Here is a 12655-nt window from a genome sequence, read left to right on the forward strand (position 1 = left end):
TTGTATTTCCTATTGAATGAAAAGTCAGTACCTGTTAATATGAACCAATTGTTCTTAATATAGGAATCATGAACATGCAACAGACCCCGTTAAAACTATTTATTGATAATAATTGTGGTGGTGTACCCGCAGTGGCAGAAAAAACAAGCTTAAGTGTCCGAGCTATTTATAAATGGGCAAAGAAAGGCTCTTTACCGCGTACCGAGTTTACCAGTGAAACAAATTACTCGAAAAACCTTTCTGATCTTTCAGGAATTTCAGCAGATGAGATTAAAGATAGGTTTAAACCACAACCACAGCAGCAGCTTGAACCAGAAGATGCCTAACCCCTGCAATAAAAGATACAGAAGTACAGGTTCTAACAAAACGTTTTTAGAAATGGGTGAAACACGATGAACGTCATAGATGTAGCTCACAGAACAGTACACGACCCCAAACATGGTGGCTCGCCAGCGCTGGCCCTGCGATTAGGTATGACGCCGACTGTCTTAAATAGCAAAGTAAATGCGAATTGTAATACTCATCACCTGCGCCTAGACGAGTCGTTAACTCTTATGGAGTTCACAGGCAATCACAACATCATGCACGCAATGGCCAGTCGCTTAGGTGGTGTTTACTGCAAAGTGGATTATGTCGACGGTATTGATGAAATGGACATACTCATGACAGCGCTATCTACTTCCGCATGCCAAGGTGACGTAATGGCGAAAATGTATGAGGCATTGGCAGACGGTCATATCAGTCCAAAGCAAGCCGAAGGTATATTAATAACCATACAAAATGCAATGTCGACGTTGCAAAAACTGAGATTGCAAATCACAGAAAAGAATGGGGATAGGTAAGGATGAATTCACAACCGTTATCCGACCAGTACACCGAATTAAGCCGACATCGCAAAGTGCCAAGTGCCACCTCATCAACAATCGACGAAGTAGAAGCATTTGCCAAAGCCAAAGGCATCATCGATTTAGACAATCCTGAAGTCAAAAAGAAAACCGTCATTAGTGATCTGAGCAATTTTGAGCTTGCGAGATATAAGGCCAAAAAAGAACTTGATCGTTTAGAAGCAGAAGCGCAAGAAAACTATAAGAAAGCGCTTTATAACATCAAAGACGGTACCGCTGTCCATCGTGTCAAACATGAACGCACTAAGCCAGCCAAAAAGACAGCAAAAAAAGCCCATGAGCCATCTACTCAAAGTAGAGAAGCCAACCGTAAAAGCAAAAAGCCTAAGATTAGAAAATTCGTTAGAGACATACCGACTAGGAATGAGATTGCACAAGCAAGGCGTGAGGCTATCGTTGAAAAACTTAAAGCTGGTGGCCGTCTCGTCATGTTAAAGCAGCCGACCACAGGGTATTCGTCTGAATATCAGCAGCAGCAATCAGACATACGATCAATCATCAAAAATACAGACATTAAGATTGTCCGTATATCCAGCATCAAAACAGATCAGTCCTATTTTGTCATAGATGACTTTGAACGTTATCAAGCAGACAAGAAAATAAGCAGCCGATTGGTTAAGAACAGCGGTCATGACTTATTAAAAGCAGTGTGTAGTCGTCAATTACTGCAGGCAAGTGATATCGCAGAGTTAAACAAAGATGGTTCACGTGCCATGGCCACTCTCGCACGTAAGTACGACTTTGATATCCATACCGTATTGTCTAGCAACGTCTTAATAGGGTGGGTATTGATTGAAAGTACAGATAAGACGTTTGATGCAGTTAAAGAGCGTCAAGGTCTGAAGCTGATGGTTGCCTTTGAGTATTTTAAAAAGGTAGCTCAGGATACCGATACAACGATTGCAGAAGTTTTGGCTATAAAAGACGGGCAATAAAAAACCCTAATGACTGCGAATCATTAGGGCGGTAAAACCAAATATAGAAATTGGAGTGTATCAGAATGAATATTCTAACGCAAAACAATCAACAGTCTATGACTAGCCAGCAGATCGCTGAATTGGTTGGTAGTCGTCATGACAAAGTGAAACAAAGCATTGAACGCCTAGCAACGGACAGAGAGTTAAAACCAGCTGTTATAGCACTTCCCCCAATGGGGGTTGTGCAAATAATGACCAATAACCGCTTCTACGATACAGACGTTTATATTTTCACAGGCGAGCAGGGCAAGCGTGACAGCATTGTGGTCGTTGCACAGCTTTCTCCTGAATTTACCGCTGCATTGGTTGATCGCTGGCAAGCATTAGAAGCACAAACTAGTGCGCCAGTCATTCCACAAACCTTATCACAGGCATTACGCCTTGCTGCTGATCAAGCCGATTTAATAGACCAACAAAATGAGCGACTAGCATTGGTAGAACCCAAAGCAGCTGCATTAGATGTTATCGATAGCGCTATGGGTAGCCTTAATGCGCGTGACACCGCTAAATCACTTGGCATTCAACCGCAAAAATTCAATGCATGGTGTATTGCTCATAACTGGATGTACCGTGACGGCAAAGACAAGCTGCAGATGGACAGCCTACGCATGAAGCAGGGTTTTATGGAACAGCGCCCAGTAACCTATAAGGTTAAAGTTAATCACAACGGTGCTACTTTTTACGAAACACGTGCGACAACTCAGCCACTATTTACACCAAAAGGCCTTACACATCTTGCTAAGACTTTTGCCATTGTCCACGAGGTAGCCTAATGCATAGTGTATTTCACAATCTTACCGACTGGAACAATGAAACCAATTATATGAGCCGTACTGAGAAGACGGTATTTTTTGATTTGTACTCAATGTACTTGCTGAGTGAGAAGCCTATTGATGGGGGCGATATAGCATTGCTCGAGCGTCGCTTATCTTGCCATTCAGAAGATGAAAAGCAGGCATTGGCATTCGTCCTAAAAGACAAATTCAAAAAGGCTGGCAAGTACTACAAGCGTGCCGCTTGGGACAAGATACTAAAAGACTATAAGTGGGGTAAACGTACCAAAGGTAACGCAATCGGTAATGACATTGGTAACGCTGGTAACGAAGGCGGTAACGCTGGTAATCATGATAGTAACGTATTAAGTAACGCTGAGAGAGTAGCCAAACACAAGAAAGAACGTAAGGCTATCATAGCTGACCTCATTAATACTGGGATTGCTTTCGATAAAAAATCATCTATTGCTAACCTTAGAACGTTGCATGAGAAACACGTGGTAATAGCGGGTAATGAAACTGGTAATCAAACTAACGCAAAAAACACTGCTATAACCAGTAACTATGAACCAGTAACCAATAACCATCAACCAGTTAGTGAGAACGCCCACACAAACGCTGGCGAGGTGATTGTTCATGATTCTTTTGTTACCCCCACTGCCAATCAGCCAACAGTTACTCAACCAGTCACAACCAAGGCTGATCAGATCCGCAGTCAGCATTCTAGTGATATCGAAAACTGGGTAGCGCCAACGATTGACGAGATGCGTGGTGAATTATTCCGTGCTGGCAAGCTGATGCAGTTAACTGAAGACCAGTACGAGTTGCATGTTAAGGAATTTAAAGCTCATTACGCTGAACAAGCCCTACTTGGTAAACCGCTATTAACTGATTCAAATCGTAAGGCCAAACTTCGTAAGTGGCTGGCAGGTGAGATAGATAAACAGAAAATCACTGAAGCGCGTCAGGAAAAGGCGAAAGGCCGCTTTACCACGGATAACGAAAATTGGAGCGGTACCACTGCCAAAAACTCATCACATTTCGATAGTGACTTACCTCCTATCTACCATCCAAGCCATGAGAATGCTAAGGCCGATGACAACATGCCATTATTTTTGAACGGTTGTAAGCGTATGCCTTTGCCCGGTATGACCAATCCTGAGACTGAAGCTTATGTAGACAGATATGTTCAACCTGGTGAAGCTCGAGTAGCCGCTTATGACCGGTTATTGAACGATATGCAGGAGGCGGTATGAGTGACGTAGATAATGAGCTTGTCAGAAAGCTAGTAGTTTTACCCAATCATTTATTACTGCCTTTCTTACTGGGAAATGCTAGTAGATTTGAATGTGACAACAATTACTGGAACGTTTTAGGGACTTGTTGGAAAGCTGCAGGTAGTCATAAAGAACGTGAAAAATGGTTATTGTTGTTTAGAGCAAAGCGACGCAATCAACACAAAATAATGAAAACTCGTGAACGTCGAGTTTGGCGTCAACTACCTAAAACCATCACTGTATATCGCGCTGCTACTGATGATAGCGAACTACAGACAGCTATGAGCTGGTCGACAGATAAAGTCTTTGTAGAGCGATACGCCAAAATAGAGAGCCGCATCGTTCTAACTAGGAAGATTAATAAGAGCGAAGCATGGGCTTACTTTGACAGACGTAAAGAAAGTGAGATTTTGATTATTCCTATGGCTAGCTTATGAAAACTACGAAGGATTTTAGTGTTTCAGGGCTGCAAAAGTCATTTGATACGAAAAACTACGCTTATCAAAATTGGTCTGGTCGAGTGAGAGTGGTTGAGGGCAACCCTTACTACGATGACTATGCTAAGTGGTCAGAAGACGGTACCGCTAGAGATCATGAATATGGTGATATTCATTTAAAGAATGATAAGTGACTGAGGCAGGCAGTTTTGTGAGGGGGTTCGGTATAACGATCCGTGTTGTTGGGACAAAGAAGGGAGAGTATTGGTTTGGCCAAAAAAAGAGGTATCAGTTGGACAGATATAGCTTCTACAAGCGTTGGCCGGATGAACGCTAATAAAGTTGCTGAGTTATGGCCCTCTAAACAGTCTGCTAAAAAGAGCAAGTATGGGAACGTTAAAACCATTATTGATGGTATCAAATTTGACAGTAAAGGCGAGTCGCAGCGCTATACGTTTTTAAAGCACATGCAGGCGCTTGGTAGGATCAAAGATTTACGCTTACAGGTACCTTATGAGCTCGTCCCAAAGAGTAGGAATGAGGCTGGCAAGGCGATTAGAGCATTAACCTACAAAGCCGACTTTGTTTATATCGATACTAAAACCAATTGTGAAGTGGTAGAAGATTTTAAAGGTAAGCGCACACAGGATTACATCAATAAAAGTAAGCAGATGAAACAAGTACACGGTATCGAAATATACGAAACTAATCGAACCCACCTGAAGGAATATAGGCTATGAGTGATAAACGACCCATCACATTAACAGCAAAGGAGCATTGCATTAAAGAGGGGACGCTTTACATTAACGGCCAAATCGTTGGAAAAGCTTCGTTAACTATATCTGTCTTTGAGGTTGACGAAAACGAGCACAACACTCAGCGCGAACAAAGACTTGTTGGCCAATCATTAATTGATAGCGAGACGTAGATATGACCGATATACGAATAGATTGCTTACTTGGCCATGAGATACGCATGATGCGCATGGCCACTGATGGCACCTTACTAACTATGAGCGATGCGCTTGGCTGGCAAGTATCCAAATTGTCTCGCTATGAGTGCCGTATTGGAGCACTTACCAATGATAGTGACGCTAAGGCCATTGAGGATTATTGCATAGGCAAGGGTTACACCGTGACTGATTGCCCAAAGGCTTTATCAGGACAGGAAAAGCTAGTCGATCTGAAGCAGATGAAAGCCACCGTCGCCAAATGGCGCGAGAATGTAGAGGTCAGTAAATGATTCCTAAAAAAGATTGTACAAAAACTGTTTGCCCGCTATGTGAAAGTCGGTGTCAGGCTGGCTCGACTGATAGTGGTTTTATTGAAAATGACGGTGCTTGCTTCCGCTGTGTTTTTGGAAAAAGTAAGGAGCAAATTCAAACACTGCTGTTGGCTAAAGAAAAATTAAAAGAGGAAACATTAGATGACGACACGCCAGCACAGACGCTTGGTGATATTGAATGGGATATGGGCAACGACGAGAGATGCGAGAGCATTATAGTGACTGCTTGCTCTGAATGCGCAAGAACTGTACCTGCTGATAGTGTCCTGATGAAGCTTGATGACCAATTGGCAAAAACTATTCATGAGCTCCGACAAGCCATCGATAACGACAATATTGTTAGCTTAGTTAAAGCAGCTTATAGGGTTGTGGATTGCATGCCAGCAAGCGAGGTGAGCGAGTGACCTATTTTTTATTCAGCTTTGTGTTCATGTTGATGTACGGTTCTTGCGTTGCTGTTCTTGCTTATAAAACTGGCAAGTGCGAGCGAGATAAGCTGATTAAGGGTGTCAATAAGCGTGGAGATCGTCTCTATTTTTATCGCAGTACCATTAACTACATATTACTTGACCATAAGGTTAAAGATGTAGCGTTAATCGATTTAGCAGGCGAAAAGTGGCATGCGCCTATCCACAGTAATTTGTGGATAAAGGACTTCACTGGAAAAATGGATGAGGTGAGTAAGTGATGGAATTATTTTACGAAGGACCTAAGCAAGCATTGGTATTAATCGTTAGTCCTTGGGCCATGGATGACGAGGTGAGAGCTATTCAAAAGCAGTACATGTTACCTAGTGGCGAAATCCCTGTGTGGTGTTCGCAGAAGATGGAGCGCGGCAAGTATGCTGTAGCAGACTGCAATGTAGACGATATGGATGCTGAGTACGGTATGGTTTATGAGAGATAAATAAAAAGCGCCGATGTTGGAAGCATCGACGCTTTTGGAATACATAGTTTTTACTGAGCAGCTAAGCATTTTAATTATATAAACATTGTTAGTGGCTTGCAATGTATGACGCTCAGGGGAAGATATGGCTAAGAAGGTTAAATATTCAAAGCGTGACGTTAAAGAAATCAATGTCATAGTAGGCATGAATCTAGCAGCAGCGCGCCGCAATGCTGGCATGTCCCAAACTGACGTCATGAAGGCGATATGGGATGTGTCGACCAGTCGCAATCGTATTAGCGAAATTGAGACTGGCAAGAAGGATCTTACTCTTATTGATCTTCTACAATTCCAAGAATTGTATGGTCAGTCATTAGATTACATATGCGGGCTATCAGTCGAACCTGAAATCGACATGATGGCAGGCACTGTGAATCATATGGTGACACAATCGCGGTCGATGATAGACATGTTAACTGGTGAGCTGGCTGGTGCGATGGTCAATCACTTGAAATCGATATGCCAAAACGACTATGAAGCGCTATTGGGCATAGCGAAAGAATTAAGCGATGTTGTCAAAGCCGAGCATAAGTTAAACCGCGCCTCACCAGACATCGTTAAAACTACAAGTAGCTTATTGAGTGTCATCAACTATATCGAAGCAAAACAAGCGCGCCAGGCTCAAGCTGTTAATACTCAGATGATACAAGTGGCGGAACGTATGGATGCACAGGACAAACATAAATTGCTAAGCGATCGTAGCAAAGCATATCAATATAGCTTGCCAATACCTTCTCCTAATCAGATTAACCCGGTAGCGGATGCAGTAGTGACTGGAGGCAAGTATGAATAATAGCCCACTACCTGATGACATGTGGGCTGCGGCACGGCTCATATGGGAAAACACAATCAAGATTACTGATGCTGAACTTATTGAACAACTAGAAGTCAAGTTTAAAGATGATGTGCCTAAATCAACTGGCACAATCAGTAAGCGTCGTAAAAAGGAGGAGTGGGCTAAGAACACACTAGCCGAAGCTGGTAAGCGAGTGGCAGAGCAGTCAATTACCGCTCCGGTCGGGAATAATTTTGGCGGAAAAAGGAAAAATATTCCACCGAAAACTAATAAAGCACAAAAAGTGGAAAAATCAGGTGATCAGGAAGAAAGAAAAGGAATAATTGATGGAATAATGAATGAGGTTGTACTTGATGCTAAGGGCCGCGCTTCTATCATTCACAAATACCGGCGGCGGTATGTCAAAGCTGGCGAGTTGTTTGATCAAGCGTTAGAAGTCACTCTAAGCATAAAAGAACAAGCGGATGAAGTAGATCAATTGCGAGATGCATTATTAGAAGAGGCTGATTCGCACGCTAGTGACTTTGAAATAGGCGAGAATGGAAAGATTACTGAAGAGCTTGAAAAGAAAACTCAACTAGCTATGGAAAAAGTCCAAAAGTCTATGGTACTGAGTAAGGCTTTGACTGATACGGCACTAAGTTTGGCCACTGGCTTAAAAATGTTGTCTGAAGTTGATATGCCTATGTGCGGTATTACGGCAGAGGACTTTAAAGAATCGGCTCAAGACCGTCGCCTTGGTGCACTTGCCCTCTTGGGTGACATTGACAAAAAAGAGAAAGAGGCGCGGGATAGGTTGGTACCTGAGCTACATGATCAACTAAGAGCGATTGAAGAGATTGAGGCTAGCGCAGACTTTGGACGTGGAGACTGGCAAGACGATGAAGAGATTGACGATGTTGATTACACCACTATCGATTAAAGGATGACCATATGACAAAGTGTAACCCTATTCCCCCTGGTATGGACTATTGTATTAACTGTCCCAAAAGGGCTTCAAAAAGCACTAGACCACAATCAAATATTAATCTTGACGATTGCAGACCTTCTAAAGAACCGCTTGAGCCTGATTGGAATACACCAAGCGCTTCTATAGATAATTATAATCATGACATGCCAGCAACGGGCCATCACGTTATTGAAATCAACTATAAACCCTTTGCCATAATGTTTGCTTGCGGTATGGTGTTTATGATGTGCCTATGGCTAGTCACTGTCATGCTTATAATGAAGCTGGCATCGGGTAATTTAGGGGTGTAAATATCAAGCCTGTCAATACGACGGGCTTTTTTGTGGGTAGTGATACCTATAGGAACAGCAAAGCGGTCACATCTGTTTTGAGTGAGATAATTTAAGGATTATTAAGCACATAAGGACTTACATTATGAATATCTCAGATAGGACCATCTTAGACTACGATGCCAGCGGCTTCATCGTTGGTATCGATCGTATGAGCAAGGGGATCGATAACGTCAGTGATAATACTGATGAAATCATCCAAATACTGAAGGCGCAGCGGCAAGTAAGTGACACGCGCATGATCGAACTTGCCCGCGCTGTCAGAGCGATTGAACATCAAATCAGCATCAACAATAATCGTAAAAGATCGAGCGAGAGTGGTGGGACACGTCGCGTTCTACCTCCTTCTAACGATACTAGCAGCAATGATCGCATATCAAATAGCGCGCCCATACATCGTCAACGAGCATCTGACAGAAGCTCAAGCGCTGGAAGTAATGCTGAAGCGGACAACCGAGCAATTAATAGGCGCTCAAGGATCACTAGCGATATTGGTAGTGAGCAACCACCTCAAAGTGACACCGACAGCACTCAAGGGCGCAGGAATAGCGCTGCTAATCGTCAGCGTGACGCTAATGGCCGGTTCACTGGCGGTAGCACCATCACTGAAGGATCAACCAGCTCTAGGAGTGGTTTCGGTAGAGGTATTGGCAGTACTAATACCAGTGGCGTAGACCCATTAATTGATAGTTTCAATGAAGCTAAGGATCTGCTGTCGCCACTTACTCGAGGCGCTGGTATGATTGGACGTGGGGCCAAGCTCAGCATATCTAAGCTAAGATCGCTCAAGCGACGCGAACCCTTGCCAGCGGATCAGTCTCGCCATAACAACGAGAACGAAAAACTGCTCGATAAAATATGGAAGGCTGTTCTTCGATCAGATCGAGGGGGCGGTAGTGGGGGTGGTTTACTAGGCGGCTTGCTTGGTGGTGGTCGTAATCGTCGTCGTGGGGGGCGAGGCGGCGTTGGCGGTGGTCTTAAGAAGCTGCTAAAGAAAGTAGGTGGCTTTAAAGGGTTAAGCGTCTTAGCAGGGCTGGCAGGATCAGCTGCCCTGGCAATGGACTGGGACAATCTTGATCATAAGGGTAAGTCGGCTGGTGTCGGTGGTCTTGCTGGCATGGGCGTGGGTGGCCTAATTGGAGGCACACTTGGCGCAGTCGGTGGCCCAATGGGAATAGCGGCAGGCGCAGCAATCGGTGGCTGGCTGGGCAGTGAAGGCGGTGAGTGGCTTGGTACCGTCGCTTCACCTCACATCGACAGCTGGACACAAAGCATGATCAGATACAATCTACCTGATAAGATGAGTAGTGTTTGGGACGAAGGTATCAAGCCGTTCTTTGCGACTATGATAAGTGCCGCTAGTAACTTTTACGAAGCCTCCTTATCCAAAGTCTCTGCTGCTATTGATAATGTAGGCAATTTTATTGAAGGCGGTGTAGACGGTATAACTTCTGCAAACGCTGGTGCTAATGGCGCGTCACCAGCACAATTAACCAAGCAACAAAATCAGCGACAAATGATGGTTTATGATTCATTCAGAAACGCTGGCTTGTCAGATGCACAGTCACGCGCTATGACAGCGGAAGTAGGACGTGAAAATGGATATCAAGATAAATACTTGTTCGGTGGTCATAGTGATCCTGCAAACAACGAATACAATCTTGGTATGTTTTCGTGGCAGAAAGATAGGGGTAAGAAGCTATACAAGCACTTAAACGGTAAAGGTTTAATAAAAAACGGTAAAATTATTGAGTCACAAGAAGCGCTTAATGAGCAAGCAAAATTTGCTGTTAATGAGATGCAAACCACTAAAGATTATAGCCGGACTAAACGCGAGTTTTTAGAAAATCCTAATGTAAGTTATGGCAAAGCAACCGAGGTTTTAGGCCGCAACTATATCCGGTGGCGTCATGATGACCCTAAATACGCAAAGCATCATCAATACCGTGATCAATACAAAGCAGCGCTTGATAAGCAGCTGAAGCCTATTGAAGATACGAATATCATTGATGAAGCTAAAGACAAAGCCCATAAGGCTGGTACTGCTGTAAGAGAAGCTGTTAAGTCTAGCGCATCGAATGCTAAAGGTTACACTGGCAGCTTGATGGGACCTGAAACCAACAAGTTGATTAGGGATAATATTCAACCAACTATACCTGCCAGCAACGATGATGCGTTAGTATTTAAATCGGCGCTGGGTGTTGCAGCTGGTGGTAGTAGTAGAGGTTATACGCCGCCATCATTACCCACCAAGCCAATGCTTGAGATTCCTAAAATGCCACGTATAAGCCAGCGTTTGGATAGTGGGAGCGATAATAAACCTATGTTTATCCAAAGCAGCAATGATACAATTTCTCAAAATGTATCAGACAGAGGTTTAGCACATGCAATTACGGGCGGGATTGGCAAGGATAGGTACTATGGTTAGTTTGTCATTAGGCTTATTCACGTCTGTGCTGGCAAGTGATGACTATGATTGTACGCAGTTAATGTATGAGCATGGATTAGCTACGTCAGCGCAGATGAATTGCGGATATGAAAGTTACAGTGAAGCTGTAATTAGTAAAGCCAGTCAATGTATTGCGCTGGCAGAAGAACATGGTGAGTCAGGTCGATTGAAAGAAACTTTAAAAGAAGGGTTGGCTGATTTTCAAGCAGAGTATGAAGATGCCAGCAATAAAAAAGAGATATGTAGTGGATTTGCTGATCAGTTTTCACTATTTGTAAGACCGTGAAAACATGAATGTGTGAAGAAGGGCTTGCGCTTAAAGTGCAGCCCTATTTTTTCAACTAAAATTAAGAGAGCTCAATGAAAATTTCTTCAGATATGCCACCCTTTGGTGACATCCTTAATGCAGGTATTCAGTCAGTCAAACAGTTGTGTAATCGAACCAATGGAATTACATCTAAAGCTTTTGATAAGACGGTGAGAGAAATTGCAGGAATTACAGATGATCATTTAAAAGTATCTTTTGTAGATCCTGAGTTTCCTATACATGAAGATGAAGACATGATTGATTCTTGTTATGACTATTTAACTGGGGTAATGCTAACTTGTCTTGTTGCAATAGGCGCCATAAAGAGCGAAATTTTTAATATTGAAGCGAATCTAGGACGTTCTTCTGTCCATCTCATCCCCTTCAATAGTAGGATTACTCCTGAGAATCTAACAAAAATAGATCCTTTTGGTAAAATTTATTTTTGGCTGGCAGGTGATAATTTTGTAAATCATCGACACTCTGATGTTTCTTCTAATACATATGAATCGAAACTAGATAGATTTGATTCTAGGAGTTTTCGAGTATTACGTGAGGTTAATAAATCTGCTTATGGGGAAAAAGGTGATCCTTTAATCAATCATTTAATTAGCGAAACGATGCGTCGTACTTCTGTATTCATGAACAACTACGCCAATGTAATTGCAGCGAACGACTATGTAAAAGTAACTCCGAAAATGATATTAGATGAGATTTTCCATTTAACTCCATTACAGTTTGAGCATCTTTGTTTAAATGTAGTTGAAACCTCGTTAAAACGCGAAGATCCAAATGCTACTTTCAGTTCAAGACATACAGGACAGAGTAATGATGGCGGAATAGATGGTATTATTAAGCAAGACTGTGGCGCTGGCGAGATTCATACTTATTATATTCAAGCTAAACAGTACAGCGAAGGCAACACTATATCTAATAAAGAACTGCGCAATTTTGTTGGTGGTTTTACACCTGATATCAAGTACCATCACGGTATATTTATTACTACAAGTGAATTTACCAAGCCAGCCCAAGATTATGCTAAAAAATTAGAAAGTCATAGTTTGACTTTAATTAATAAAATGGCCTTGCTAGATCTAATGTTGGAACATGAGATAGGGTTAGAGAAAGTACAGACAGAAACGTTAGTCATGAATAAGTCGTTCTTTAGAGAATTGCGAAAGAATTAATGTCTAAGAAGAATTAACC

At 42.7% G+C, this 12655-nt stretch carries 19 protein-coding genes; all 19 read left to right on the plus strand.

Annotated features, from left to right (window positions below):
• The first annotated feature begins 74 nt into the window (after positions 1-74).
• The 19 genes from RH96_RS02680 (at position 75) to RH96_RS02770 (ending at position 12636) form a co-directional block, all read left to right on the plus strand.
• Positions 75-326 (plus strand): helix-turn-helix transcriptional regulator, encoded by a 252-nt coding sequence (locus RH96_RS02680; RefSeq protein WP_010197041.1) that lies wholly within the window; start codon positions 75-77, stop codon positions 324-326.
• A gap of 66 nt (positions 327-392) precedes the next feature.
• Complete coding sequence (locus tag RH96_RS02685; RefSeq protein WP_010197043.1) at positions 393-842, plus strand: phage regulatory CII family protein; 450 nt, start codon at positions 393-395, stop codon at positions 840-842.
• 2 nt (positions 843-844) lie between these two features.
• On the plus strand, positions 845-1840 hold the full coding sequence (locus RH96_RS02690) for a hypothetical protein (RefSeq protein ID WP_010197045.1): 996 nt from the start codon (positions 845-847) through the stop codon (positions 1838-1840).
• A gap of 65 nt (positions 1841-1905) precedes the next feature.
• Entirely contained in the window at positions 1906-2655 is a 750-nt protein-coding gene (locus RH96_RS15020) for a phage antirepressor KilAC domain-containing protein (RefSeq protein WP_010197048.1), read from the plus strand.
• The gene (locus tag RH96_RS02700; protein ID WP_010197050.1) at positions 2655-3911 is read left to right on the plus strand and encodes a DUF1376 domain-containing protein; all 1257 of its coding nucleotides are present in this window, start codon (positions 2655-2657) and stop codon (positions 3909-3911) included. The genes RH96_RS15020 and RH96_RS02700 overlap by 1 nt, the downstream gene beginning before the upstream one ends.
• On the plus strand, positions 3908-4369 hold the full coding sequence (locus RH96_RS02705; RefSeq protein ID WP_010197052.1) for a hypothetical protein: 462 nt from the start codon (positions 3908-3910) through the stop codon (positions 4367-4369). Before RH96_RS02700 ends, RH96_RS02705 begins: the two co-directional genes overlap by 4 nt.
• Entirely contained in the window at positions 4366-4563 is a 198-nt protein-coding gene (locus tag RH96_RS02710) for a hypothetical protein (protein ID WP_010197053.1), read from the plus strand. The genes RH96_RS02705 and RH96_RS02710 overlap by 4 nt, the downstream gene beginning before the upstream one ends.
• 75 nt (positions 4564-4638) lie before the next feature.
• Entirely contained in the window at positions 4639-5109 is a 471-nt protein-coding gene (locus tag RH96_RS02715; protein ID WP_202801447.1) for a DUF1064 domain-containing protein, read from the plus strand.
• Complete coding sequence (locus RH96_RS02720; protein WP_010197055.1) at positions 5106-5297, plus strand: hypothetical protein; 192 nt, start codon at positions 5106-5108, stop codon at positions 5295-5297. Before RH96_RS02715 ends, RH96_RS02720 begins: the two co-directional genes overlap by 4 nt.
• Positions 5298-5299: 2 nt before the next feature.
• Positions 5300-5611, plus strand: coding sequence for a transcriptional regulator (locus RH96_RS02725; RefSeq protein ID WP_037032996.1), 312 nt, complete (start codon positions 5300-5302; stop codon positions 5609-5611).
• Entirely contained in the window at positions 5608-6057 is a 450-nt protein-coding gene (locus tag RH96_RS02730) for a hypothetical protein (RefSeq protein ID WP_010197059.1), read from the plus strand. The genes RH96_RS02725 and RH96_RS02730 overlap by 4 nt, the downstream gene beginning before the upstream one ends.
• On the plus strand, positions 6054-6341 hold the full coding sequence (locus RH96_RS02735) for a hypothetical protein (RefSeq protein WP_010197062.1): 288 nt from the start codon (positions 6054-6056) through the stop codon (positions 6339-6341). The genes RH96_RS02730 and RH96_RS02735 overlap by 4 nt, the downstream gene beginning before the upstream one ends.
• Complete coding sequence (locus tag RH96_RS02740) at positions 6341-6559, plus strand: hypothetical protein (protein WP_010197065.1); 219 nt, start codon at positions 6341-6343, stop codon at positions 6557-6559. Before RH96_RS02735 ends, RH96_RS02740 begins: the two co-directional genes overlap by 1 nt.
• 124 nt (positions 6560-6683) lie before the next feature.
• Entirely contained in the window at positions 6684-7391 is a 708-nt protein-coding gene (locus RH96_RS02745; RefSeq protein ID WP_010197066.1) for a helix-turn-helix domain-containing protein, read from the plus strand.
• Complete coding sequence (locus RH96_RS02750; protein ID WP_010197067.1) at positions 7384-8316, plus strand: hypothetical protein; 933 nt, start codon at positions 7384-7386, stop codon at positions 8314-8316. The genes RH96_RS02745 and RH96_RS02750 overlap by 8 nt, the downstream gene beginning before the upstream one ends.
• Before the next feature lie 11 nt (positions 8317-8327).
• On the plus strand, positions 8328-8654 hold the full coding sequence (locus RH96_RS02755) for a hypothetical protein (protein ID WP_010197068.1): 327 nt from the start codon (positions 8328-8330) through the stop codon (positions 8652-8654).
• 124 nt (positions 8655-8778) lie between these two features.
• Positions 8779-11121 carry a hypothetical protein gene (locus RH96_RS02760; RefSeq protein ID WP_010197069.1) on the plus strand — a complete coding sequence of 781 codons (2343 nt, stop codon included), beginning with the start codon at positions 8779-8781 and terminating at the stop codon, positions 11119-11121.
• Complete coding sequence (locus tag RH96_RS02765) at positions 11114-11428, plus strand: hypothetical protein (protein WP_010197070.1); 315 nt, start codon at positions 11114-11116, stop codon at positions 11426-11428. The genes RH96_RS02760 and RH96_RS02765 overlap by 8 nt, the downstream gene beginning before the upstream one ends.
• Before the next feature lie 74 nt (positions 11429-11502).
• On the plus strand, positions 11503-12636 hold the full coding sequence (locus RH96_RS02770) for a restriction endonuclease (RefSeq protein WP_010197071.1): 1134 nt from the start codon (positions 11503-11505) through the stop codon (positions 12634-12636).
• The last annotated feature ends 19 nt before the right edge of the window (positions 12637-12655 follow it).

The organism is Psychrobacter sp. PAMC 21119, from assembly GCF_000247495.1.
GTDB classification, from domain to species: Bacteria; Pseudomonadota; Gammaproteobacteria; order Pseudomonadales; family Moraxellaceae; genus Psychrobacter; species Psychrobacter glaciei.